The sequence below is a fragment of the Roseobacter sp. YIN89 genome (genome assembly GCF_057219365.1).
In genome coordinates this window covers 1-25,817 of the sequence record NZ_JBXVVD010000008.1, presented here as the reverse complement: position 1 = coordinate 25,817, position 25,817 = coordinate 1, and the positions used below count along the sequence as shown (strand labels likewise).

Sequence of the window (25,817 nt, the reverse complement as noted above, 5' to 3'; positions counted from 1 at the left end):
AAGGCGGCCGCACCGTTGGCGCGGGCGTTGTGTCCAAAATCACCGAGTAAGGTCGCGCCCGCCGCGCGCGAGGCCAACACCGGCAAAACACCAAAGGCCGCCCCACAAAAAGGGGCGGCCTTTTTGCGTGTTAAAGGCCGACAATCGCAGGCACCAATAAAAAGGGCCGCCCACTCAGGGGCGACCCGCGCTCTGCCGTAATGCAACCCCAATAGGGGACAGAGAACCTAGTATTGCGGAATGTCCGGTGTGCTCATGAATTGGACCTGATCGTTGATACCGACCTGTTGACCGGTGATCGGATAGTGGCCGCTGTTGGCACAGCCCAGCAAAATGAAAGAACCGGCAATCAGGGTAAGCAATGTTTTGGTTTTCATCGATCTGTTCCTTTAAAAATTCAGGCCTCGGGCCAGAGTAACGAATGCTTGATGGGAACAGATTGCGCGCCATGTGACGCGACGTCAGTGAACTGCGTCACACTTGTTCGAAAAAATTTGAAAATTTTTAAAAAAATTGGCGAGGCGCGTCCGTGGCGCCCCGCCGAAAGCCCCGTTCAGGCTGCTTTCTTGTTCACACCGCCGGTTGCGATGTCGGTCATACGGCGGTCACCGTCATAGGTGTTGTCGAGATGCTTTTGCAGGACAGCGGCGTCGCCGTCCAGATCCTGACGGTTGGCAAATGCGACAAGGCAGCCATACCCCGCCAGTGCGTAGTGCACCATGCGTTGGTATTGCGTGATGATCATCGCATCGCGCGCATCATCGTCGCTGATGTCTTCTTCGAGCGCGTGCGCGCGCGCCTCGTTGACCAGACCTTCCATGCCCTTGCAGTGTTCACCGTCGGGGTCGATGTCATGATCGGCGCACAGCGAGCGCAAGTCGTCCATACCCGCGCTGATGCCGGATGCGCCGTCGATCAGGGCGCGTGACAGGTCTTCGTCTTTTGCGGCGCGGCCCAGTTCGGTCGTGATTTCCAACGACTGCTTGCAGGCGCTGTACAGGTCTTGCAGCTGGTCGTGGTAAATATCCTTAAGTGAGACGATAGTCATGATGTTCCTCCATCCAAATCGTTACATGCCTGGTTCAACGTCCTGCCGGACAAAACGTTCCGGTCTGGGCGCGCGATAAATCGAAGAGAAGGTGTCGTTTGATCTTGAACCCGAAGGGGATTCCTATTACGCCCATGCTCGGCGAAGGGGTTTAGCTCAGTTGGTAGAGCATCGGTCTCCAAAACCGAGGGTCGTGGGTTCGAGTCCCTCAGCCCCTGCCAGCCTTCTCAAAATCAATGCGTGTTCTTTGCGGTCGCCACTTTTTTGCCGGCGGATTGACACGTTTTTGCCCGATCTGAAGCGCATTGTGGCCGTGAATCGTGTTTGCCAGAATGAGTGAAGCCATGTCAGAGCCACAGACCCCGCCCAGCACTGACCCCGCCACGGACAATGACGCCGAACTGGCCGCTATCCGCAACCTGATGTCCACGGCAGAGGGTGCAGGCGAGACGCCAGCCAAGGCCGAGAGCGAGAGCGCCGCCGCGCCCGCGTTGCGTTCCATGGCACAAGCCGCGGCGTTTTTGCCTGCGGTTGTGACAGCAAAGATATTGCCGGCACCCGCAGATGCACCGGAGCAGGTGCAACCCGACCACAAGCCTGAGGTCGCAGAAAAGCAGCCTTCGCGCACAGCCGAACTTGCGGGACGGATGTTTCGCTGGGCGTTTGCGCACGTCAAAGCCTACCGGCCGGAACGCAAGCGCATCCTGATAACCAGCCTTGTGCTCTTGCTGGTGCTGAAACCGTTTTTCGTGATCGGCTGGACTGCCGTGTTTGTCATGGGCGTCGTCTTGTGCTTTGCGGTCATGGGCGCGGATGCTTTCTGGCGCAAGATCATCGACCTCTACCAACGTTTTGCGCGGCGACGGCCCGAACATGCGCGGGTGCTCAAGCTGCGCGCCTACGTCGTGGCGCGCAAGTGGGATCGCCTGCTGCGGTTTTTGCCGGCTGCCATGGCCGATCAGATGCGGCCGCCGGACCTGCGCGACGTTATAGCAGCAGATGCCCGGCATGCGCTGGCGATGCAGGATCGGCTGCAGCGGTTGAACAAGGATGATACCGTCTGGTAGTTTCGGCCGCTTTGCGGTCTTGAATTCCGGTCGCGCGCCCGTTACATCGCACGGGTCTAACCCCCGTATGAAGGTGACCCATGGCCACGACTAACCCATTGCAGTTCATTCAGCAGGTACGCGCTGAGGTTGCCAAGGTCGTATGGCCGACACGGCGCGAGGTCATGCTGACCACCGTGATGGTTTTCATCATGGCCGCGTTGACAGCGGTGTTCTTCGCGCTTGTGGATATGGCCATTCGCGGCGGGCTTCAGGCGATTCTGAACATTTTCGGCTAAAGTCCTTCTGCGGGCAAAAATCGGGGCAAGCCACTTGAACCGGCTTGCTTTGTTGAGTATGCCGCAAACCTGACCTAAGACAGGCGCGCGTCGATTCGAGTTGCGCGCCGATTTTTTATTTTTCGGTCGGCAAGCAGGACGCTTGAAACAATTCGGAATGTCGGGCGGTCACTTGGCCCGCGCAGTCAGGGAAGAAGATCAGATGGCAAAGCGGTGGTATTCGGTCAGTGTTCTGTCGAATTTCGAGAAAAAGATCGCAGAGCAAATCCGCACCTCCGTGGAAGAGCAGGGGCTGGAGGACCAGATCGACGAAGTCCTCGTTCCAACCGAGGAAGTCATCGAGGTGCGTCGTGGCAAGAAGGTGACGACCGAGCGCCGTTTCATGCCCGGCTATGTTCTGGTGCATATGGAGATGTCCGACCAGGGCTATCACCTGATCAATTCGATCAACCGCGTTACCGGTTTTCTCGGCCCGCAGGGGCGTCCTATGCCGATGCGTGATGCCGAGGTGAACACCATTCTGAATCGCGTTCAGGAAGGTGAAGAGGCGCCGCGGACTCTGATCCACTTCGAGGTTGGCGAAAAGGTCAAGGTCGCCGATGGCCCGTTCGAGGATTTCGACGGCATGATCGAAGAGGTCGACGACGAGAACCAGCGCCTGAAGGTGTCGGTATCGATCTTTGGCCGCGAAACTCCGGTCGAACTGGAATTCACACAGGTCAACAAGCAGACTTGATCGCGCCCGCGGCCCCACTTGATTAAAAGGGGCGCTGCGTGTATGCGACCGCATCCGCTGCCCAGTGCAGCGAATCCCATGTGGGAGGCGAGGTCATCGCGATGGCCGGACCAGACCACATCGACATAGGCCCCGGAACGCGTTCAGGGGCTGTTTGATAAAAGGAGAAGGCCAATGGCCAAGAAACTCGTCGGCAGCATGAAGCTGCAGGTGCCTGCTGGTCAGGCAAACCCATCCCCACCCGTGGGGCCAGCGCTGGGTCAGCGCGGCATCAACATCATGGAGTTCTGCAAGGCGTTCAACGCCAAGACCGCAGACATGGAGCCCGGCGCCCCATGCCCGACCGTGATCCAGTACTATCAGGACAAGTCCTTCACCATGGACATCAAGACGCCACCGGCGTCCTACTACCTGAAAAAAGCAGCCAAGGTGAAATCGGGCGCAAACAACCCGAGCCGCGAAACTGTCGGGACCGTAAGCTCCAAGCAGGTGCGTGAAATCGCGGAAGCGAAAATGAAGGATCTGAACGCAAACTCCGTTGAAGCAGCGATGCAGATCATCCTGGGCTCTGCCCGCTCTATGGGCATCGAGGTGAAGTAAGATGGCGAAACTTGGAAAAAGAACCCGCTCTGCGCGTGAAGCTTTTGCTGGCAAAGAGAACGTGTCGGTCGAAGAAGCGGTTTCCCTGATCAAGGGGAACTCGAACGTCAAGTTCGACGAGACCATGGAAATCGCCATGAACCTCGGCGTTGACCCGCGTCACGCAGACCAGATGGTTCGCGGCGTGGTTGGCCTGCCGAACGGTACAGGTAAAACTGTCCGCGTTGCGGTATTTGCCCGTGGCCCGAAAGCGGAAGAAGCGGAAAAGGCTGGCGCGGATATCGTTGGCGCCGAAGACCTGATGGAAACCGTGCAAAGCGGCAAGATCGAGTTTGACCGCTGCATCGCGACACCTGACATGATGCCGATTGTTGGGCGTCTTGGTAAGGTTCTGGGGCCGCGCAACCTGATGCCGAACCCAAAGGTCGGGACGGTGACTATGGATGTCGAAGCCGCTGTCAAAGCCGCCAAGGGCGGTGAAGTGCAGTTCAAGGCGGAAAAAGGCGGCGTTGTGCACGCAGGCGTAGGCAAACTGAGCTTTGACGAAGGCAAACTGGTGGAAAACATCCGCGCATTCGTTGAAGCGGTCGCCAAAGCCAAGCCGACAGGTGCCAAGGGCACATACATGAAGAAGATCGCGCTGAGCTCGACCATGAGCCCCGGCGTATCGATTTCTGTCGACAATGCGGCTGGAAATTAAGCAGCCAAACCTTTGAAAGATTAAGAAAGCAGCGGGTTTCGCCCGCTGCTTTTTTCGTTGTTGCTATTGCACCACAACGGGCTACAATTTCAGATTGTAGGGATAGAGATATTGTTTTTTTTGCGGTCTTTGGGGAAGATGGCACCAACCTTCAAGAGGACGAGCACATGCAATCCAAATCTTTGACCTCCGCGCTGGTTATAAGCGCTGCAGTCGCACTGCCTTCCTTGGCCGCGGCCGATGGACTAAGCCCGAGCGCTTCGGCGGGTGCACTTCCTTCCGAGCTTCAGGCGATAGTCAACGGCATTGATGCGACCCAGACGTCTCGCCGCTTTCCTTCTGTGTTCGGCGCGCCAAGCGCGGTTGGCCCCGCGGGCAGCACCGGCTTTGTCGCGCTGACGCTGACCAACCCGCGGCAGGGAATCAGCGGCGAAGGCTGGGACGGCGAAGCGTCTGCCGGTTACACTTTCGGTGATGCGGTTGACAGTGTCGCGCTGACCTTTGGTGTGAATATTGCCAGCCTCGACGGCTTTGGCGATGACGGCTCTTTCTTTGTGAACGCGTCGCGTCAGATCGCGTCGTCGGGTAGCAACCGCACGTATCTGGGTCTGCAGGCCGCCAACATTGGTGCCTGGGGCGATGCAGATGAAGACGATGAAGCGGTCGCCGCAACACTGTCGCACCTGACCAGCTTCAGCTCGGCAGGCGGTGATATCCCCGTACAGTTCACAGTCGGCTTTGCGCAGGACAACACAGTTGAAGATGACGGCTCGGGTGATTCCGATGACGGTGTCTTCCTTGGTGTCGGTTTTGGCATCAGCGAAAACTTCGGTGCGAGCGTCTCGGCGACCGAAACACAATTGAACCTGGGTGTGGGCTTCTCAGTACCAAGCTTGCCGAATGTCGGCTTCTCCGCTGGTGTATTTGACGTGACCGACAATACGGAGCGTCGCCAGTTCTCCGTTACTGCCGCGTTCAGCTTCTGATCCGAGGGAAGGAACCCCCATGCAAACCTCAATGAAACTCGTTCTTCTGGGTGCCGCCGCAGCGGTGTCACTGGCCGCAGCACCTGTATATGCGGGCAAACAATCCACGCCCGGTGCCACAGGTGCCACGACAACTTTGTCGGCGCTTTTGTCTGCACCTGATTCCGCGCCAGCCCTCTCTGGTGGCGGCGTGTCGGCAGGTACCGTTCTGGCCTCTTCAACGGTGCCCGGCGCGTTCAACCTGCTGAGCGGCACATCAGGTTCGTTCCCAACGACACTGAACGGTGCCTCGGCGGTCGGATATGACACGGTTGATAGTGACGGGAACCCGATCCGGCTTGTCGCACAAGGGGATACGGTCGTCGTTCTGGCACGCTAAGCCTGCGAACCAATCGAATTAGAAAAACCCACGGAAGAAAGCTTCCGTGGGTTTTTTGTGTCGGGCGTGACACGAATATCTGAAAATGCTCCGACTATATGCTTGGAATTCGTATCGGAACCGATTAGACGGTGCCGTGTTCGAGAGCCTGCGATTCGTCGTGTGCTTTTGACATTCGTCCAAGACGGTGGGTGACCTTTCGGTCTTAATCTCCTGCCTGAGACGGGAAATACCAGATTGGCCACGGGGGCAGCCCTTCGTGTGCGTTCTGGCGAGGACCCCGTATCGGACATCGGGTCGGTGTAACAGCCGACAGAACTGAGCCGGGGGGTGACCCCCAGAACTGGAGTGAAACTGTGGATAGAGCACAAAAAGAAGCCTTGGTCGACGAACTGGGCCAAATCTTTGAAAGCTCTGGCGTCGTTGTGGTTAGCCACTACGCCGGTCTTACAGTTGCTGAAATGCAGGACCTGCGCGCCAAAGCACGCGAAGCGGGCGGGTCTGTACGTGTTGCCAAAAACAGGCTCGCCAAGATCGCCCTTGAGGGTAAGCCATGCGAAAGCATCGCCGACCTTCTGACCGGCATGACCGTTCTGACCTACTCTGAGGATCCTGTGGCCGCGGCCAAGGTTGCTCAGGACTATGCCAAGGGAAACGACAAGTTCGTGATCCTTGGCGGTGCGATGGGTGAGAACGCGTTGGATGTCGCCGGTGTCGAAGCCGTGTCCAAAATGCCATCGCGCGAGGAGCTTATCGCTACTATCGCGGGCATGTTGGGCGCACCAGCATCGAACATCGCCGGAGCCATTGGCGCCCCTGCAAGCAACATCGCCTCCATCCTCTCCACCATTGAGGAAAAGGCGGCATAAGCAACGTCGAGAGCGGCGTCGGGGCAACTTTACCGACGTTGGAACACACAAATCGTTAACGGAAAGAGCTAAACATGGCTGATCTGAAGAAACTGGCAGAAGAGATCGTTGGTCTGACCCTGCTTGAAGCACAAGAACTGAAAACAATCCTCAAAGACGAATACGGCATCGAACCTGCCGCAGGCGGCGCTGTCATGATGGCAGGCCCTGCAGATGGCGGTGGCGAAGCAGCCGAGGAAAAATCCGAATTTGACGTTGTCCTGAAAAACGCAGGCGCATCGAAAATCAACGTCATCAAGGAAGTCCGTGGCATCACTGGTCTGGGCCTGAAAGAAGCCAAAGACCTCGTGGAAGCCGGTGGCAAGATCAAAGAAGGCGTCGACAAAGCCGAAGCCGAAGAGATCAAAGGCAAGCTGGAAGCAGCTGGCGCCGAGGTCGAACTGGCCTAAGCCAGACCTCTGGTCGAACATTCAAAGGCGCTCCGGCAACGGGGCGCCTTTTTTCATGCGCAAGTGTTGGGCGGTGCGCGCGCGGATGGCAGCACCACGTGTGCCGACCGGCATATGCAGACCACGAGCCACCGGCCCGCAGCACCGGGTTAGGTGGCAGGCTTGCAGCGTTTATAGAGCAGGGGAAGTGGCCAGGGTGGGCGGCCGCCCGAAAGTCGATGGAACCGGCCGGGTGTCATCCGCAGCCGAGAAGGGTGAAATCCCATCACCTGACGTTGTGGTCCGGATAGCGCCCATCAGGCAAACTCATGCGGAGACCACGTGTTGCAACGGTGGCCACACTATGCGCGCAAGCTTTCAGCATCGTCACCAAGGCGTGCTGTGGTATCGGCATTTTTTAGGGTTCGGTTCCAAGCCCGACGCAATACGCGCTGGATGCCCTGCTTGGTGCAGGGCTATCGCGCTGATTGGCATTTACCTTCGGTGTCCAGTCGGTCGGGTTACGGTTTGCTTGGGCGCTGACTTGCCCAAGGGGCGGGTGTGGGGCACAATTGGCAAGAGAGGAGACATGCTGCCCACGGGGTCTTTGAGGGGCCGGTCGGGCAAGGGGGCATCCTCGGGGAGGGAGGCTTTATGACATCCAAGTCCACAAGTTCCGATCCGACACCACAAAACGGTGCTTTGCCTGCGCTGAAAAAGGTGACTGCCAACGATGTCCTCGCGTCGGTAAAGGCGGGTGTATCCGATTTTCTGGCCTATCCTTTCATGAGCGGCTTTTTCGGCCTGTTCTATGCAGTATTTGGCATTTTCTTTGTTTGGGTGCTGCTCTGGTTGGGTAAGATCTGGATGATCATTCCGGCGGTTGTTGGCTTTCCACTGGTCGCGCCTTTTGCGGCTGCGGGATTGTACGAAATATCTCGCCGACGCGAGAATAACGAAGCATTTGGCTGGGCCGACATCCTTACGGTCATGGCTGACCAGCGAAACCGCGAAATGGGGTGGATGGCATTCGTGACCCTTTTTGTCTTTTGGGTCTGGGTGTACCAAATCCGGCTCTGGCTTGCGATTACGCTTCAAAAATCATCCTTCTCGGATGTCGACGGGTTTCTGAGCACCGTGTTTTTGACGCCGGCGGGATGGACCTTTCTTGCTATCGGCACTTGTGCGGGGGCGGTTCTTTGCGCTGTGCTTTTCTCGGTTACCGTCATCGCAATGCCTTTGCTTCTCGATCGGGAGACGAATTTCGTGTCTGCGATGATCCTGTCGGTGCGCGCTGTCCTCGAAAATCCACTGGTGATGCTGTGCTGGGCGGCGATCATCTCGGTCACAATGGTTTTGTCGATGCTGCCCGCGTTTCTGGGCCTGATCGTCACATTGCCGGTCCTTGGCCATGCGACTTGGCATCTTTACCGGCGGGTGGTGCCGCCGCAAGAGGCGTGATCCTGCGGGCAATCCGCTTGCCGGAACCGGAGCCAGCGGTGCGAAATACACAGATAACACCAAGTCATTTGGCGTGAGGGCGTCGCCATTTATTCGCGCAGCCGCCGGTCGACCTGAAATTTTTCACTTTTCAGCGCCCGCCCGGTTGTGCTTTTGTTAAGACAGCCCTATGTCAAGGCTTCTGCTGGGAACGATGATTCGTGCCCGGCTTTTTGCGTCGTTGACATGGTAGGAGCAGACCACATCTAACACACTCTTCCAAATCTTTCGCAAAAAGCCGCTGAATTCCTCGTAAAAGCGGTTTTTTCGGAGAGATTTTGATCGGGCGCGCACGTTTGGGCACGTGGGCAGGAATAGATCTTCTTTTCGCTCTTTGAGCGTTCGCGGCGGGTGGCCCCACTGCTTTGCGGACAGACAAAGATGATGGAGTGCGATACCGCATGGCAAATTCGTTCCTTGGCCAGAAACGTCTACGTAAATACTACGGTAAAATCCGCGAAGTGCTGGATATGCCGAACCTCATAGAGGTGCAGAAATCTTCATACGACCTTTTCCTGAACTCAGGTGACGGTGAACTCCCCAGTGACGACGAAGGCATCTCAGGTGTTTTCCAGTCGGTCTTTCCGATCCGGGATTTCAACGAGACCTCAGTGCTTGAATACGTCAAGTACGAGTTGGAAAAGCCGAAATACGATGTCGAGGAGTGTCAGCAACGTGACATGACCTACAGCGCGCCTCTCAAGGTGACGCTGCGCCTGATCGTTTTTGATGTGGATGAAGACACCGGCGCGAAGTCGGTCAAAGACATCAAAGAGCAGGACGTGTTCATGGGCGATATGCCGCTGATGACACCGAACGGTACGTTTGTCGTGAACGGCACCGAGCGGGTAATCGTCAGCCAGATGCACCGCAGCCCCGGCGTGTTCTTTGACCACGACAAGGGCAAGACGCACTCTTCGGGCAAGCTGCTGTTTGCCTGCCGTATCATTCCTTACCGCGGTTCGTGGCTGGATTTTGAATTCGACGCAAAAGACACGGTCTTTGCGCGGATCGACCGCCGCCGCAAACTGCCTGTGACGACGCTGCTTTATGCGCTGGGTCTCGATCAGGAAGGCATCATGGATGCCTATTACGATACCATCACCTACAAGATGGAGAAGAACAAAGGCTGGGTCGCCCCGTTCTTCCCTGACCGTGTCCGGGGCACGCGCCCCACGTATGATCTGGTTGACGCAAAGTCTGGCGAAGTCTTGTTCGAAAAGGGCAAGAAGGTCACGCCGCGCGCTGTGAAAAAGCTGATCGACGAGGGCAAGGTCACCGAGCTTTTGCTGCCTTTTGAGCATATCGCGGGCAAATTTGTCGCCAAAGACATCATCAATGAAGAAACCGGCGCGATCTATGTCGAAGCTGGTGACGAGATGACCCTTGAGTACGACAAGGACGGCACGCTGATCGGCGGTACAGCAAAAGAGCTGATCGATGCCGGGATTACTGAAATCCCGCTTTTGGACATCGATAACGTCAACGTCGGCCCGTACATGCGCAACACAATGGCGCAGGACAAGAACATGAACCGCGACACCGCGCTCATGGACATCTACCGCGTGATGCGTCCGGGCGAGCCGCCCACTGTCGAGGCCGCCTCTGCGCTCTTTGACACGCTGTTCTTTGACAGCGAGCGGTATGACCTGTCGGCCGTTGGTCGTGTGAAGATGAACATGCGTCTGGCGTTGGATGCCGAAGACACGCAGCGTACGCTGCGCCGCGAAGATATCGTGGCCTGCATCAAGGCACTTGTCGATCTGCGCGACGGGCGTGGTGACATCGACGACATCGACCACCTTGGCAACCGTCGTGTACGGTCCGTCGGCGAGTTGATGGAAAACCAGTACCGCGTGGGTCTGCTGCGTATGGAGCGCGCGATCAAGGAGCGGATGTCATCGGTCGAGATCGACACGGTCATGCCGCAAGACCTGATCAACGCGAAACCAGCCGCTGCTGCGGTGCGTGAATTCTTCGGCTCCTCACAGCTGTCGCAGTTCATGGACCAGACCAACCCGCTGTCCGAGGTCACCCACAAGCGGCGCCTGTCGGCGCTTGGGCCAGGTGGTCTGACGCGTGAACGTGCAGGCTTTGAGGTACGCGACGTGCACCCGACGCACTATGGCCGGATGTGCCCGATTGAGACGCCGGAAGGGCCAAACATCGGTCTGATTAACTCGCTGGCCACTTTTGCGCGGGTGAACAAGTACGGCTTTATCGAAACGCCATACCGCAAGGTTGAAAACCGTAAGGTAACGGACGAAGTGCACTACATGTCCGCGACCGAGGAAATGCGTCATACGGTGGCGCAGGCCAATGCGCAGTTGGATGATGAAGGCCGTTTCAAGAACGATCTGGTCAGCACGCGCCAGTCCGGCGACTATACGCTGGCACCTTCAGAGAATGTGGATCTGATCGACGTGAGCCCCAAGCAGTTGGTGTCGGTCGCGGCCTCGCTGATCCCGTTCCTTGAAAATGACGACGCGAACCGCGCTTTGATGGGCTCGAACATGCAACGTCAGGCGGTGCCACTGCTGCAAGCCGAAGCACCGCTGGTCGGTACCGGCATCGAAGAAGTGGTTGCGCGCGATTCAGGCGCGGCGATCATGGCGAAACGCGCAGGCATCATCGACCAGGTCGACGCGCAGCGTATCGTTATTCGCGCCACCGAAGACCTCGAGTTGGGCGATGCAGGTGTGGACATCTACCGCATGCGCAAGTTCCAGCGTTCCAACCAGAACACCTGCATCAACCAGCGTCCGCTGGTGAAAGTGGGTGATCGCGTGGGCAAAGGTCAGGTGATTGCGGACGGTCCGTCAACCGACATGGGTGAACTCGCGCTCGGCAAGAACGTCGTCGTCGCCTTCATGCCGTGGAACGGTTACAACTACGAAGACTCGATCCTGATCTCTGAGCGGATCGCGCGCGATGACGTCTTTACCTCGATCCACATCGAGGAATTCGAAGTCTCTGCACGTGACACCAAGCTGGGTCCGGAAGAGATCACCCGCGACATCCCGAACGTCGGCGAGGAAGCGCTTCGCAATCTCGACGAGGCGGGCATCGTCTACATCGGTGCCGATGTGGAGCCGGGCGATATTCTCGTGGGCAAGATCACACCAAAGGGCGAAAGCCCGATGACCCCGGAAGAAAAGCTTTTGCGCGCCATCTTTGGTGAGAAAGCCTCTGACGTGCGGGATACATCCCTGCGCGTGAAGCCGGGTGACTTTGGTACGGTCGTGGAAGTGCGCGTCTTTAACCGCCATGGTGTGGAAAAAGACGAGCGTGCGCTGCAGATCGAGCGCGAGGAAGTCGAACGTCTGGCCCGTGACCGGGACGACGAGTTGGCGATCCTCGACCGCAACATCTATGCGCGCCTGAAGGACCTGATCCTCGGCAAGACTGCCGTGAAGGGGCCAAAAGGCGTCAAGGCGAACTCCGAGATCACCGAAGAAGTGCTCGAAATGCTGACCCGCGGTCAGTGGTGGCAACTGGCGCTGAAGGATGAGGCGGACGCTCAGGTCGTGGAAGCCCTGAACGAACAGTACGAAATCCAGAAGCGCGCGCTTGATGCACGTTTTGAGGACAAGGTCGAGAAAGTCCGTCGTGGCGACGATCTGCCTCCGGGTGTGATGAAGATGGTCAAAGTGTTCGTCGCGGTGAAGCGCAAGCTGCAACCGGGCGACAAGATGGCCGGTCGTCACGGCAACAAGGGTGTTATTTCCAAAGTGGTTCCCATGGAGGACATGCCGTTTCTTGCCGATGGTACACCGGTTGACTTCTGTCTGAACCCACTGGGCGTGCCCTCGCGCATGAACGTCGGTCAGATTCTGGAGACGCATATGGGCTGGGCCGCGCGCGGTCTGGGTATCAACGTGGACGAGGCGTTGCAGGAATACCGTCGCTCTGGCGATCTGACCCCTGTGCGCGATGCGATGAGCCATGCCTACGGCGAGGATGTCTACGACGAGGGCATCGCCACCATGGACGAGGAAAGCCTGATCGAGGCGGCCGGCAACGTCACACGCGGTGTGCCGATCGCCACGCCGGTCTTCGACGGCGCGAAAGAGGGCGACGTGAATGACGCTCTGGTCCGTGCCGGGTTCTCTCAAAGTGGCCAGTCGGTGCTGTTTGACGGTCGTACAGGCGAGCAGTTTGCCCGCCCTGTGACTGTCGGCGTGAAGTACCTGCTGAAGCTGCACCACCTTGTGGACGACAAGATCCACGCGCGTTCTACCGGTCCATACTCGCTGGTTACCCAGCAGCCGTTGGGCGGTAAGGCGCAGTTTGGTGGTCAGCGCTTTGGTGAGATGGAGGTCTGGGCTTTGGAAGCTTATGGCGCTGCCTACACCCTGCAGGAAATGCTGACCGTGAAGTCGGACGACGTAGCCGGACGGACGAAAGTCTATGAAAGCATCGTCAAAGGCGAGGACAACTTCGAGGCCGGTGTACCGGAATCGTTCAACGTTCTCGTGAAAGAAGTCCGCGGCCTCGGCCTCAACATGGAACTCCTGGATGCGGAGGAAGACGAGTGACGGGTAACCCCCGTCACCTCACTCCCAACGCACCCCTTTCAAGGATTTGAAAATGAACCAGGAATTGACAAACAACCCGTTCAACCCGCTTGCACCGCAGAAGGTGTTTGACGAGATCAAAGTGTCGCTGGCTTCGCCAGAGCGCATTCTGAGCTGGTCGTTCGGCGAGATCAAAAAGCCCGAGACCATCAACTACCGGACCTTCAAGCCCGAACGTGATGGCCTGTTCTGCGCGCGTATTTTTGGCCCGATCAAGGACTACGAATGCCTGTGCGGCAAATACAAGCGCATGAAGTATCGCGGCGTTGTCTGCGAGAAATGCGGTGTGGAAGTCACGCTGCAAAAGGTCCGCCGCGAGCGGATGGGCCACATCGAACTGGCCTCGCCCGTGGCACACATCTGGTTCCTGAAATCGCTGCCTTCCCGCATCGGCCTGATGCTGGACATGACGCTGCGTGATCTGGAACGCGTGCTCTACTTTGAAAACTATGTGGTCATCGAGCCGGGCCTGACAGACCTTCAATACGGTCAGATGATGACCGAAGAAGAGTACATGGATGCGCAAGACGCGTACGGCATGGACGCTTTCACCGCCAACATTGGCGCAGAAGCGATCCGCGAAATGCTGGCGGCGATCGATCTGGAAGCTGAAGCAGAACAACTGCGCGCTGACCTCAAAGAGGCAACAGGCGAGCTGAAGCCCAAGAAGATCATCAAGCGCCTGAAGGTTGTTGAAAGCTTCCTTGAGTCCGGCAACCGCCCTGAGTGGATGGTTCTGACCGTGATCCCTGTGATCCCGCCGGAACTGCGCCCGCTGGTACCGCTGGATGGCGGCCGTTTCGCAACCTCCGACCTCAACGACCTGTATCGTCGCGTGATCAACCGGAACAACCGTCTGAAGCGTCTGATTGAACTGCGCGCGCCTGACATCATTGTCCGCAACGAAAAGCGGATGCTGCAGGAATCCGTTGATGCGCTGTTTGACAACGGCCGTCGTGGCCGCGTGATCACCGGCGCCAACAAGCGCCCGCTGAAATCGCTGTCTGACATGCTGAAAGGCAAGCAGGGCCGCTTCCGCCAGAACCTTCTGGGTAAGCGCGTCGACTTTTCGGGCCGTTCGGTTATCGTGACGGGTCCGGAGCTCAAGCTGCACCAGTGCGGACTGCCGAAAAAGATGGCCTTGGAACTTTTCAAGCCGTTCATCTATTCGCGGCTGGAGGCCAAGGGCCTGTCCAGCACCGTGAAGCAGGCGAAAAAGCTGGTGGAGAAAGAGCGCCCAGAGGTGTGGGATATCCTTGATGAGGTGATCCGCGAACACCCCGTGATGCTGAACCGTGCGCCAACGCTGCACCGTCTTGGCATTCAGGCGTTCGAGCCGGTGCTGATCGAAGGCAAGGCTATTCAGTTGCACCCGCTGGTGTGTTCGGCCTTTAACGCCGACTTTGACGGTGACCAGATGGCCGTACACGTGCCGCTGAGCCTTGAGGCGCAGTTGGAAGCACGCGTTCTGATGATGTCCACGAACAACGTTCTGTCGCCTGCAAACGGCGCGCCGATCATCGTGCCATCGCAGGATATGATCCTTGGCCTGTACTACACCACGCTGGAGCGCGAAGGCATGCCGGGCGAAGGCATGGTCTTTGGTTCTGTCGAGGAAGTTCAGCACGCGCTGGATGCCGGTCTTGTGCACCTGCACTCCAAGATCACCGCGCGGATCATGCAGATCGACGAAAACGGTCTGGAAGTGATGAAGCGGTTTGAGACCACACCGGGCCGTATCCGTTTGGGTGCGTTGCTGCCGCTGAATGCGAAAGCGCCGTTTGATCTGGTGAACCGTCTGCTGCGCAAGAAAGAAGTGCAGCAGGTCATCGACACTGTGTATCGCTACTGTGGTCAAAAAGAGAGCGTCATCTTCTGTGACCAGATCATGACCATGGGTTTCCGCGAGGCGTTCAAGGCCGGTATCTCGTTCGGTAAAGACGACATGTTGATCCCTGACACCAAGTGGCCGATCGTCGAAGAGACACGCGAGCAGGTGAAAGACTTTGAACAGCAGTACATGGACGGCCTGATCACTCAGGGCGAGAAGTACAACAAAGTCGTTGATGCGTGGTCGAAGTGTAACGACAAGGTCACCGACGCGATGATGGGGTCGATTTCTGCCAGCCGTAAGGACGAAGACGGCACAGAGATGGAGCCGAACTCGGTCTACATGATGGCGCACTCCGGTGCGCGGGGCTCGGTGACGCAGATGAAACAGCTCGGCGGGATGCGCGGCCTGATGGCCAAGCCGAACGGCGACATCATCGAGACACCGATCATCTCGAACTTTAAGGAAGGTCTGACCGTTCTTGAGTACTTCAACTCGACGCACGGCGCGCGTAAGGGTCTGTCGGATACCGCTCTGAAAACAGCGAACTCCGGTTACCTGACACGGCGTCTGGTGGACGTGGCACAGGACTGCATCGTACGTATGCCAGACTGTGGCACCGAAGCGTCGATCACAGCGGTGGCTGCGGTCAATGACGGTGAGGTTGTCGCGTCGCTTTCAGAGCGCATTCTGGGCCGTGTTGTCGCAGAGGATATCCTGCGTCCCGGTACAGAAGACGTGATGGTTTCCGCGGGCACACTTATGGACGAGCGTATGGCGGATGCCATTGAAGAGGCTGGTGTTTCTTCGGCGCGGATCCGCAGCCCGCTGACCTGCGAGGCGGAAGAGGGCGTTTGTGCCATGTGCTACGGTCGCGACCTTGCACGCGGTACAATGGTCAACACCGGTGAGGCGGTCGGCATTATTGCCGCGCAGTCGATCGGTGAGCCTGGTACACAGCTGACGATGCGGACATTCCACATCGGCGGCGTTGCCCAAGGTGGCCAGCAGTCCTTCCTCGAAGCGAGCCACTCCGGTCAGGTCGTGTTCGAGAACGCTCAGACACTCGAAAACGAGATGGGCGAGACCATGGTCATGGGCCGTAACATGAAGCTCATCATTCAGGATGAGAACGGTACGGAGCGGGCGAGCCATAAAGTTGGCTACGGCACCAAGCTGTTCGTTGCCGAAGGTCAGGAAGTGGCCCGTGGCGACAAGCTCTTTGAATGGGATCCTTACACGCTGCCCATCATCGCGGAGAAATCCGGTACGGCGAAGTTCGTTGACCTTGTCAGCGGCATCGCAGTGAAGGACGAGACCGACGACGCCACCGGCATGACCCAGAAGATCGTCATCGACTGGCGCTCTGCGGCCAAGGGCAACGAGCTCAAGCCGGAGATCATCCTCGTCGATGCCGAAGGTGAGCCTGTGCGCAATGACGCGGGCAACCCTGTGACGTACCCGATGTCAGTCGATGCGGTTCTGTCCATCGAAGATGGCGCGGAGATCAAGGCGGGTGACGTTGTGGCCCGTATTCCGCGCGAAGGTGCCAAAACCAAGGACATCACCGGTGGTCTGCCGCGTGTGGCCGAACTCTTTGAGGCGCGCCGCCCCAAAGATCACGCCATCATCGCGGAAATCGACGGCTATGTCCGCTACGGGAAGGACTACAAGAACAAGCGCCGTATCGCGATCGAAAGCTCGGACGATCCGGACGTCAAGGTCGAGTACATGGTGCCCAAGGGCAAGCACATTCCGGTTGCGGAAGGTGATTTTGTCCAGAAGGGCGACTACATCATGGACGGTAACCCGGCACCGCACGACATTCTCGCTATCATGGGTGTCGAAGCGCTTGCGGATTACATGATCGACGAAGTTCAGGACGTCTATCGCCTGCAAGGTGTGAAGATCAACGACAAGCACATCGAAGTCATCGTGCGCCAGATGCTGCAAAAGTGGGAGATCCAGGATTCTGGTGATACCACGCTGCTCAAAGGCGAACATGTCGACAAGCAGGAATTCGACATGGTCAACGAGAAGGCCGTTGCCAAGGGCGGTCGCCCCGCACAGGGCGAACCGATCCTGTTGGGTATCACCAAGGCGAGCCTGCAGACCCGCAGCTTTATTTCTGCCGCCTCCTTCCAGGAGACGACACGCGTACTGACCGAGGCTTCGGTTCAGGGCAAGAAAGACAAGCTCGTCGGCCTGAAGGAAAACGTCATCGTGGGCCGTCTGATCCCGGCGGGCACCGGTGGCGCGACCATGAAGGTGCGCCGCATCGCGCAGGAACGCGACAACGTCGTGATCGAAGCGCGCCGCGAAGAAGCGGAAGCAGCAGCAGCGCTTGCCGCGCCATCGGCCGAAGATGATATCGTCGGTGGCGATGTCTTTGACACGGTGATCCCACCGGAAGAAGACAGCCGCAACTAACCGGCGTCGCCTGAAAATCAAAAGCCCCCGCGCGCATCTGCCCGCGGGGGCTTTTTTGTTCCGCAAACCGACTGTTCAGGCGCGGTCTTGGACCGCCGGACACCAACCAAGCAACGCCTGCAGCCCTAAGCTGTTGGTTTTGGAGCACGTGAGCAGCACCGGTGCGGCCATTGGGTGTCTAATAGGCGGAGCAATGACGCGGGTTCATTTCCCGCGTACGGCTGATTGAACTCGCATTGGTTTGCTAAACCAGTTTAACCTGCTCGAAATCGCCTGTGATTGCGAGCTGAGGTGCTTGAATATGAGGCCTGCGGAACCAAAACGGAAACTTGCAGCAATCGTTGCCGCAGACGTCGTCGGTTGGTCGCGGCGCATGGGCGTTGATGAAACCGGAACCCTTTCGCGGTTAAAGAAAGCTCGTACCGAAATCTTTGATCCGGCTATTGCGGGGTTTGACGGGCGCGTCTTTAACACGGCAGGCGACAGCATTCTGATCGAGTTTCCAAGCGCTGTCGCGGCGGTTCAATGCGCAATCCAAATTCAAAGCGAGATTGGCGACCAGCAAGATGATGAAAAACTGCTGTTCCGTATCGGCATCAATCTTGGCGACGTCATTGTCGACCAAACGAATGTGTATGGAGACGGTGTAAACGTCGCCGCGCGGCTGGAAGCCTTTTCAGACACGGGTGGTATCGCGATTTCGGATTCAGTGCGCGAACAGATCGTCGGAAAACTCGAGGATGTTTTTCTGGATGCGGGGGTGCAAAAATTCAAAAACATCGAACGCGAGGTGAGGGTGTGGCGGTGGCGCAAATCGACCGAGCAGGAAGAGACAGACACCTTACCTGCAGACGGCTTGCCTGAGCGGATACGCCCTGCCATCGCAGTTCTGCCGTTTGAAAACCTGAGTGCGGACCCTGAGAATGCTTATTTTTCGGACGGATTGACAGAAGACATTATCACGGCGCTGACCTATTGGCGTTCGTTTCCGGTGGTGGCGCGAAACGCCTCTTTTGCCTTCAAAGGAAAACGCAATGACCTGCGCGCTGTCGAGCAGCAATTGAAGGCGCGTTATGTGCTGGATGGCAGTGTTCGCAAACAGGGCACGCGGGTGCGAGCCAGTGCACAGTTGATTGACTGTGAGGTGGGCCACACGGTTTGGGCCGGAAAGTTTGACCGGAATATTGAAGACATCTTTGCGATGCAGGACGAGATTGTCCAAGCGATCGCTGCGGTCGTTGCTCCGGAGATGGACCGCGCCGAATTGGAGCGTTTGAGCAAGAAGACTCCAGACGATCTGGCCGCATGGGATATCTGCATTCGCGCAAAATCGCTGGTGCGGAAGAGGGCGCAAAAAGAAACGGAAACTGCAAAAGCGCTTTTTGAAAACGCGATCGAACTTCAGCCGGACTATGCTGATGCGCACGCCGGCCTCGCCATGACCCTGAATGTGAGTGCAATGAAAGGGTTTGCAGATGACGTTCAGTCGGCTCTTTTGCAGGCTGTAAAATCGGCAACACTCGCAATCGACATTGATCCGGGTTCTGCGTGGGCGCACCATGAACTCAGCACCGCATATCAGTTGATGGGGCGTGCAGAGGATGCTTTGGCCGAAGCACGCAGGTCAGTGGAACTGAACCCGAACGACGCTTATGCAATCCACGCTTTGGGGAACAAATCCGATCTTTATGGAGATGAACAGGGCATCGCCCTGATGGAGAAAGCACAAGTGCTTTGTCAGTTGGATGCCGGTTCTGCCACGCAAGTCAGTTTTCTGGCGCGTGCGTATTTCAACGCAATGGCGTTGGACAAAGCGGTCGATACTGCAAAGAACGCGGTACGAAAGGATCCCACGCATGCCGCGGCGCATTTTATTCTGGGCCTTGCCCTGTCAGCGCGCGGAGACATGGAAGACGCAAAAAGCGCGTTTACCCAATGCGATGAATTAAGCCCGGGATTCATAGCCTCCAGAAAAAACTGGCAGCCGTATCGTGATCCCGAAAGTAATCGCCGGATCAAATCGGCACTTGAAGGCGTGGTGAATTAATATTCGAAAACACACGACGCGTTAGCCAAGACGCAGGTTCTGGTCTTGTAAAGCGCGGGCGATTTGGGCCGGTCAGGGGTTTTCTTTTGGGGGTGGCAGGTGTTTTGTGGGCGCGCGCAACTCAAAGCAAAACGTGATGGCAACTCAGATAAAAATCGTAGGGCTGATGCGCTTTTCAGTGCTCACGCCCACCTATTATTCGGAGCGGTTTTCATCACTGGATGCTATCGCCGAACACCTGTTTTCGCCTAAGCGCATGTCGCTGCGGTTCCACCTGTTCGAAAGTCTGGTGCTGCCATCGCTGATGGCGCAGAGCGATGCCGGATTTGATCTGGTCATTCTGACGGCAGAGCGGCTGCCAGAGGTGCACTTTGACCGGTTGCAGACACTCTTGGAAGACCTTCCGCATATTCACCTGCGCCGGGTTGGTACGGCGCGCCACTACCAGCTGATAAAGGACGGCTACAACAGCATTGCACCGGATGGTGCCACGCACCGTGTGCTCTTCCGTCTGGATGATGATGACGCGGTAGACCTGAACTACATTCGCCGCGTGCGCCGGACGGCCACGGCACTGCATCAAGTGCGTCCCGCTTCTGTGCCGCAGATGATGGCCTTTAACCGGGGGTTTTACCTGCGGCTCGGTTCCCCCGAAAACGAGGTTTTTGACGCGGTTGAGCGCGCGCCCCTGTCCACGGGCACCGCGCTGCTGGCGCCGGTGGACTATTCGCGCAACCCCTACCGCTATAATCATCGCCAGCTTGCGCAGCACTACACCTGCTTTTCGGACATCGGGACACCAAGTTTCATCCGCACCATCCATGGAGACAACAAATCCAATCCCACGCCAATGGGCCTGACCGGACAGATGAAACCAGCGGCGATGCGGCGCGCGCTCAAGAACCATTTCGGTCTAGGGCTGTCAGAATTGAAGGCGCTCTGACATGTCGCCCAACGTTGCCGGCGCTTTGCTGATGATGGCCTCAATGGCCAGTTTCACCTTCAACGACGCCTTTATCAAGGCAACGGGCGGCGCGGTGCCGCTGTTTCAGCTGTTGTTTCTGCGGGGGATCCTGGCAACAGCGTTCATCGCGGTGCTGGCCCATATGCGCGGGGCGATCCGCGCGCAGATCAGCCCGCGCGACAAGGGGCTGATCGCCTTGCGCTCGGCTTCTGAGGTGGGCGCCGCCTATTTCTTTGTGACCGCATTGCTGAATATGCCGCTGGCAAATGTCACAGCCATTTTGCAGGTTTTGCCGCTGACCGTGACGCTGGGCTCCGCGCTGTTTTTCAGCGAGCCGGTGGGCTGGCGGCGGTTTCTGGCCATTGCCGTGGGATTCTGCGGGATGCTGTTGATCGTGCGACCGGGCACGGAGGGGTTTTCCATCTGGTCCGTCTATGCGCTATGCGCCGTTTTATGTGTCACCGTGCGGGACCTGTCCACGCGGCGCCTGTCGCGGGATGTGCCCTCGCTGTTCGTGACGCTGTCAGCATCGGTCACGGTTCTGGTGGCTTCGGGGCTGGCGTCGACAACTGAGGTCTGGGCGCCGGTCACGCCGGAGCTGGCATGGCTGATCTTTGCTGCGGCCATATGCATCGTGGGGGGGTATTTCTTTTCCGTTCAGGTGATGCGTGCGGGTGATGTCTCTTTCATCGCACCATTCCGCTACACCGGACTATTGTGGGCGCTTTTGTTGGGGTGGTTCGTCTTTGGGGACTGGCCTGCACCTTTGACACTGCTGGGAGCGGCACTGATCGTTGCGACCGGGCTTTTCACGCTTTACCGCGAACGCCAGCTACTGCGGAGGTGAGTACACCCGCCGCACGTGGTCTGCATCGACGTTGTAGGTTTCGCGGAACAGGGCTTCGCCTTGGGCGTCGAGCAGGGACAGGTTGCGCGTCCGCGCTGAGGCCTTTTGCCGCGAGTCGTTGAAATCGGTAAACCCGCGCAGCATCATGTCGGTGCCGGTCGCGGTCACCGTGGTCATGTTCTGCCACACCTTGTGGTGGCTGAAGTTCATCACTGTCAGGTCGGTCTGCGGCGACAACATCACGGCAAGCGCCGGGGACCAATACTGCATCTTTATCGCCGCCGCCTCGATCCCCAGTGGCCCCGGCCGAGCGATATGGCCCTGATTAAAGTCGATGGCCAGCCGGTCGCGGCCTTGCAGCAGCGGGTAGGCGCGTTCGGCCATCTTGCGCAAAGAGCGCACGAAATTGACGCTTACGGCATCATCGTCATCCAGTCGGAATTGCAGGCAAGGCTCGTCCGAGGTCAGCCGTTCTGCGTTGATCGCAGCCTTCATCACCTTGCGGTGTTGGCCTGATGCGTGTGACTGGATCACGATTTGCGGGACGTCAGTTGTCAGATCCCGCAGCCGTTCGTGATACGTACGCGGCATCGCGTCGCCGGTGACGATAACGTAGGTAAAGTCATTGTCCGTCTGCGCGCGCAACGAAGGCAGGGTGAGTGTTTCGAAGGTGGCAAAGCGCGATTCCATCCGGATCGGGTCGAACAGATAGGCCGCACGCGCCTCTGCGCTGTCGTGTTCAACCTGAAACCCACCCACTGCGGGGTAGGAAAACCGGCAAAGGCCTATGACTTGCATCGTGTCGGTCCCGGAAAATCAAGGGTTTTGGGTCGGTGCACCATTGCAGGGCACTCGGGGCGAGACAAGATGCTGGCCGCTGTTGACAGCATGCGCGACTCCTTTTATACGCGCGACAATCTCGACGGCAGGATACTCGACTGCTGTTGAAATCTAACTGAAGTGGTCACGATCCGGCCTAATGCTGGCCCGATCCTCTGTAAACCCACCGCGTCGTTTTCCTCGGTACGGGAACGAAGGCGGTTTTTTTGTTGTCGTATGTATGTACGGCGAGAAATAAACGCGCCTTGACGCGCAACGGTCGGTCCGCGGACGCGCGCACCGGTGAAATTGAAACCGCATGGGGGGCGTCCCCGTGCACACATATGTGAGCTAGGACGGGGAAAGATACCCATATGCCAACGATCCAACAGCTGATCCGCAAGCCGCGGCAGCCTAAAGTCAAAAGATCCAAGTCGATGCACCTGCAGGAGTGCCCACAAAAACGTGGCGTCTGCACACGCGTCTACACAACCACGCCAAAGAAACCGAACTCCGCGATGCGGAAAGTTGCGAAGGTCCGCCTGACCAACGGTTTCGAGGTCATCAGCTACATTCCGGGCGAAAGCCACAACCTTCAGGAACACTCTGTGGTTCTGATCCGTGGCGGCCGTGTGAAAGACCTTCCCGGTGTGCGCTACCACATCCTGCGCGGTGTACTTGATACCCAAGGTGTCAAAGACCGTAAGCAGCGTCGTTCGAAGTACGGCGCCAAGCGTCCGAAGTAAGGAGAGACACAAATGTCCCGTCGCCACGCCGCCGAAAAACGCGAAGTGCTGCCCGACGCCAAATATGGCGATCTGGTGCTGACAAAATTCATGAACAACCTGATGATCGACGGCAAGAAGTCGGTCGCAGAGCGTATCGTCTACAACGCGCTGACCCGCGTTGAAACCAAGATCAAGCGCGCCCCTGTGGAAGTCTTCCACGAAGCCCTCGACAACATCAAACCATCGGTTGAGGTCCGTTCCCGCCGCGTTGGTGGTGCGACCTATCAGGTGCCTGTCGAAGTGCGCCCCGAGCGCCGCGAAGCGCTGGCCATCCGCTGGTTGATCAAAGCCTCCCGGTCGCGCAATGAGAACACCATGGAAGAGCGCCTTGCAGGCGAGCTTCTGGACGCTGTTCAATCCCGCGGCACCGCGGTGAAAAAGCGCGAAGACACCCACAAGATGGCCGACGCCAACAAAGCGTTCAGCCACTACCGCTGGTAAACACAAGGCCGCGTCCCGTCCGGGGGCGCGTGCATTCGTTTTAAACACTCCTGAGGAAGCAGTTAAATGGCACGCGATTATCCGCTCCAACGCTACCGCAACTTCGGCATCATGGCTCACATTGATGCCGGTAAAACCACATGTTCCGAACGCATCCTGTACTACACAGGAAAGTCGCACAACATCGGCGAAGTGCACGATGGCGCGGCCACTATGGACTGGATGGAGCAAGAGCAGGAACGTGGCATCACGATCACGTCTGCGGCGACAACCACCTTCTGGGAGCGTACAGAAGACGGCCAGACCGCTGATACTGAAAAGCACCGTCTTAACATCATCGACACGCCCGGACACGTGGACTTCACCATTGAAGTCGAGCGTTCCTTGGCCGTTCTTGATGGCGCGGTTTGCGTTCTGGACGCAAACGCAGGCGTTGAGCCTCAGACAGAGACCGTTTGGCGTCAGGCGGACCGCTACAAGGTTCCGCGCATGGTTTTCGTCAACAAGATGGACAAGATCGGCGCTGATTTTTTCAACTGCGTTAACATGATCGAAGACCGCACCGGTGCGCGTGCGGTTCCAATCGGTATTCCGATCGGCGCCGAAACCGAGCTGGAAGGTCTGATCGATCTGGTAACCATGGAAGAGTGGCTGTGGCAGGGCGAAGACCTCGGCGCCTCGTGGATCAAGGCACCTGTGCGCGACAGCCTGAAAGACATGGCCGAAGAATGGCGCGGCAAGATGATCGAAGCGGCCGTCGAAGAAGACGACGACGCGATGATGGAATACCTCGAGGGTAACGAACCCGACGTGCCAACGCTGCGCGCGCTGCTGCGCAAGGGTACTCTGGCACTGAACTTCGTTCCTGTGCTGGGTGGCTCTGCCTTCAAGAACAAAGGTGTTCAGCCGCTTTTGAACGCTGTGATCGACTATCTGCCGAGCCCGCTCGATGTGGTTGATTACATGGGCTTCAAGCCCGGCGACGAAGAAGAAACGCGTAACATCGCGCGCCGCGCGGATGACGACATGGCGTTTGCCGGTTTGGCGTTCAAAATCATGAACGACCCCTTTGTTGGCTCGCTGACCTTCACACGTATCTACTCCGGTACGATGAACAAAGGCGACATGATCCTCAATTCGACCAAGGGCAAGAAAGAGCGCGTTGGCCGGATGATGATGATGCACTCCAACAACCGCGAAGAAATCGAAGAAGCATTCGCGGGCGACATCATCGCACTGGCGGGTCTGAAAGACACCACAACCGGTGACACGCTTTGTGCACAAAACGATCCGGTGGTTCTGGAAACGATGACCTTCCCAGATCCGGTTATTGAGATTGCGGTTGAGCCAAAGACGAAGAACGACCAGGAGAAAATGTCCCAAGGTCTGGCACGTCTGGCAGCCGAAGACCCGTCCTTCCGTGTGGAAACTGACCTCGAATCCGGTCAGACGATCATGAAAGGCATGGGCGAACTTCACCTCGATATTCTCGTCGACCGTCTGAAGCGTGAATTCAAGGTGGAAGCGAACATCGGTGCGCCACAGGTTGCTTATCGTGAAACGATCTCGAAAGAGGCGGAAATCACCTACACCCACAAGAAACAGTCCGGTGGTTCCGGTCAGTTTGCCGAGGTGAAGATGATCCTGACGCCGACAGACCCGGGCGAAGGCTACTCCTTTGAGAGCCGCATTGTTGGTGGTGCTGTTCCAAAAGAATACATCCCCGGCGTTGAAAAAGGCATCAAGTCCGTCATGGATAGCGGTCCTCTGGCCGGCTTCCCCGTGATCGACTTCAAGGTGGCGCTCATCGACGGTAAATTCCACGACGTGGACTCCAGCGTTCTGGCGTTTGAGATCGCAGCACGGATGGGTATGCGCGAAGGCATGAAAAAAGCCGGCGCGAAACTGCTCGAGCCGGTCATGAAGGTCGAAGTCATCACGCCTGAGGAATACACCGGTGGCATTATCGGTGACCTGACATCCCGTCGGGGTCAGGTGTCCGGTCAGGAACCCCGCGGCAATGCGATTGCGATCGACGCATTCGTGCCGCTGGCCAATATGTTCGGCTACATCAACACACTGCGCTCCATGTCTTCGGGCCGCGCGCAGTTCACGATGCAGTTCGACCACTATGATCCGGTGCCGCAGAACATCTCTGACGAGATTCAGGCGAAATTTGCGTAATTTAGTCGCCCCTACGGGGGCGGCAAAGACCAACTCCGGCGGCGAGGCCGCCAAACCAAACACCTAAGGAGGCCATCATGGCAAAGGCAAAGTTTGAACGTACGAAACCGCACGTAAACATCGGCACGATTGGTCACGTTGACCACGGCAAGACGACGCTGACGGCGGCGATTACCAAGTATTTCGGCGACTTCCAGGCGTATGACCAGATTGACGGTGCGCCTGAAGAGAAGGCACGCGGGATCACCATCTCGACAGCGCACGTTGAGTACGAGACCGACAACCGCCACTACGCGCA

Annotated in this window: 22 protein-coding genes and 1 tRNA gene; 20 read left to right on the top strand and 3 right to left on the bottom strand. The window is 57.7% G+C overall.

Annotation, left to right across the window (positions count from 1 at the left end):
* Positions 1-227 precede the first annotated feature (227 nt).
* Both AC2D8V_RS20200 and AC2D8V_RS20195 read right to left on the bottom strand, forming a co-directional pair.
* Positions 228-377 (bottom strand): hypothetical protein, encoded by a 150-nt coding sequence (locus AC2D8V_RS20200; protein ID WP_484735402.1) that lies wholly within the window; start codon positions 375-377, stop codon positions 228-230.
* Positions 378-553: 176 nt separating this feature from the next.
* On the bottom strand, positions 554-1,048 hold the full coding sequence (locus tag AC2D8V_RS20195; protein WP_484735401.1) for a YciE/YciF ferroxidase family protein: 495 nt from the start codon (positions 1,046-1,048) through the stop codon (positions 554-556).
* A 145-nt stretch (positions 1,049-1,193) separates the two neighbouring features.
* Here AC2D8V_RS20195 and AC2D8V_RS20190 point away from each other — a divergent pair.
* The 16 genes from AC2D8V_RS20190 to AC2D8V_RS20115 all read left to right on the top strand — a co-directional run bounded on the left by AC2D8V_RS20190 (position 1,194) and on the right by AC2D8V_RS20115 (position 21,287).
* Positions 1,194-1,269, top strand: a tRNA-Trp gene (locus AC2D8V_RS20190).
* Positions 1,270-1,380: 111 nt separating this feature from the next.
* On the top strand, positions 1,381-2,115 hold the full coding sequence (locus AC2D8V_RS20185) for a hypothetical protein (RefSeq protein ID WP_484735400.1): 735 nt from the start codon (positions 1,381-1,383) through the stop codon (positions 2,113-2,115).
* A gap of 80 nt (positions 2,116-2,195) precedes the next feature.
* The gene (gene secE, locus AC2D8V_RS20180) at positions 2,196-2,393 is read left to right on the top strand and encodes a preprotein translocase subunit SecE (protein ID WP_484735399.1); all 198 of its coding nucleotides are present in this window, start codon (positions 2,196-2,198) and stop codon (positions 2,391-2,393) included.
* Between the two features lie 202 nt (positions 2,394-2,595).
* Positions 2,596-3,129, top strand: coding sequence for a transcription termination/antitermination protein NusG (gene nusG / locus AC2D8V_RS20175; protein WP_484735403.1), 534 nt, complete (start codon positions 2,596-2,598; stop codon positions 3,127-3,129).
* Between the two features lie 174 nt (positions 3,130-3,303).
* Complete coding sequence (gene rplK / locus AC2D8V_RS20170; protein WP_484735398.1) at positions 3,304-3,729, top strand: 50S ribosomal protein L11; 426 nt, start codon at positions 3,304-3,306, stop codon at positions 3,727-3,729.
* A gap of 1 nt (position 3,730) precedes the next feature.
* Positions 3,731-4,429 carry a 50S ribosomal protein L1 gene (gene rplA, locus AC2D8V_RS20165; RefSeq protein WP_484735397.1) on the top strand — a complete coding sequence of 233 codons (699 nt, stop codon included), beginning with the start codon at positions 3,731-3,733 and terminating at the stop codon, positions 4,427-4,429.
* 167 nt (positions 4,430-4,596) lie between these two features.
* Positions 4,597-5,415 carry a hypothetical protein gene (locus AC2D8V_RS20160; RefSeq protein ID WP_484735396.1) on the top strand — a complete coding sequence of 273 codons (819 nt, stop codon included), beginning with the start codon at positions 4,597-4,599 and terminating at the stop codon, positions 5,413-5,415.
* A 31-nt stretch (positions 5,416-5,446) separates the two neighbouring features.
* A complete protein-coding gene (locus tag AC2D8V_RS20155) occupies positions 5,447-5,794 on the top strand; it encodes a hypothetical protein (protein ID WP_484735395.1) in 348 nt (115 codons plus the stop codon).
* A 356-nt stretch (positions 5,795-6,150) separates the two neighbouring features.
* Positions 6,151-6,663, top strand: a complete 513-nt coding sequence (rplJ, locus tag AC2D8V_RS20150) for a 50S ribosomal protein L10 (RefSeq protein WP_484735394.1) — start codon at positions 6,151-6,153, stop codon at positions 6,661-6,663.
* A 74-nt stretch (positions 6,664-6,737) separates the two neighbouring features.
* Entirely contained in the window at positions 6,738-7,112 is a 375-nt protein-coding gene (gene rplL, locus AC2D8V_RS20145) for a 50S ribosomal protein L7/L12 (RefSeq protein WP_484735393.1), read from the top strand.
* Positions 7,113-7,745: 633 nt separating this feature from the next.
* On the top strand, positions 7,746-8,552 hold the full coding sequence (locus tag AC2D8V_RS20140; RefSeq protein ID WP_484735392.1) for a DUF2189 domain-containing protein: 807 nt from the start codon (positions 7,746-7,748) through the stop codon (positions 8,550-8,552).
* Between the two features lie 440 nt (positions 8,553-8,992).
* On the top strand, positions 8,993-13,129 hold the full coding sequence (rpoB, locus tag AC2D8V_RS20135) for a DNA-directed RNA polymerase subunit beta (protein ID WP_484735391.1): 4,137 nt from the start codon (positions 8,993-8,995) through the stop codon (positions 13,127-13,129).
* A gap of 52 nt (positions 13,130-13,181) precedes the next feature.
* On the top strand, positions 13,182-17,429 hold the full coding sequence (gene rpoC, locus AC2D8V_RS20130) for a DNA-directed RNA polymerase subunit beta' (protein WP_484735390.1): 4,248 nt from the start codon (positions 13,182-13,184) through the stop codon (positions 17,427-17,429).
* 301 nt (positions 17,430-17,730) lie between these two features.
* Positions 17,731-19,476 carry an adenylate/guanylate cyclase domain-containing protein gene (locus tag AC2D8V_RS20125; RefSeq protein WP_484735389.1) on the top strand — a complete coding sequence of 582 codons (1,746 nt, stop codon included), beginning with the start codon at positions 17,731-17,733 and terminating at the stop codon, positions 19,474-19,476.
* A 136-nt stretch (positions 19,477-19,612) separates the two neighbouring features.
* A complete protein-coding gene (locus AC2D8V_RS20120; protein WP_484735388.1) occupies positions 19,613-20,419 on the top strand; it encodes a glycosyltransferase in 807 nt (268 codons plus the stop codon).
* A 1-nt stretch (position 20,420) separates the two neighbouring features.
* On the top strand, positions 20,421-21,287 hold the full coding sequence (locus AC2D8V_RS20115; protein ID WP_484735387.1) for a DMT family transporter: 867 nt from the start codon (positions 20,421-20,423) through the stop codon (positions 21,285-21,287).
* Here AC2D8V_RS20115 and AC2D8V_RS20110 read toward each other — a convergent pair.
* Positions 21,273-22,085 carry a putative rhamnosyl transferase gene (locus AC2D8V_RS20110; RefSeq protein WP_484735386.1) on the bottom strand — a complete coding sequence of 271 codons (813 nt, stop codon included), beginning with the start codon at positions 22,083-22,085 and terminating at the stop codon, positions 21,273-21,275. The two genes, AC2D8V_RS20115 and AC2D8V_RS20110, sit on opposite strands and share 15 nt — an antisense overlap.
* 395 nt (positions 22,086-22,480) lie before the next feature.
* On the opposite strand from AC2D8V_RS20110, the gene rpsL reads away from it, so the two are divergent.
* The 4 genes from rpsL to AC2D8V_RS20090 form a co-directional block, all read left to right on the top strand.
* Positions 22,481-22,852 carry a 30S ribosomal protein S12 gene (rpsL, locus tag AC2D8V_RS20105; protein ID WP_007118826.1) on the top strand — a complete coding sequence of 124 codons (372 nt, stop codon included), beginning with the start codon at positions 22,481-22,483 and terminating at the stop codon, positions 22,850-22,852.
* Positions 22,853-22,864: 12 nt separating this feature from the next.
* Positions 22,865-23,335, top strand: coding sequence for a 30S ribosomal protein S7 (rpsG, locus tag AC2D8V_RS20100; protein ID WP_300033811.1), 471 nt, complete (start codon positions 22,865-22,867; stop codon positions 23,333-23,335).
* A 66-nt stretch (positions 23,336-23,401) separates the two neighbouring features.
* The gene (fusA, locus tag AC2D8V_RS20095) at positions 23,402-25,519 is read left to right on the top strand and encodes an elongation factor G (protein WP_484735385.1); all 2,118 of its coding nucleotides are present in this window, start codon (positions 23,402-23,404) and stop codon (positions 25,517-25,519) included.
* 77 nt (positions 25,520-25,596) lie between these two features.
* The coding region (locus AC2D8V_RS20090; protein WP_484735174.1) for a GTP-binding protein at positions 25,597-25,817 on the top strand (221 nt) is incomplete at its 3' end.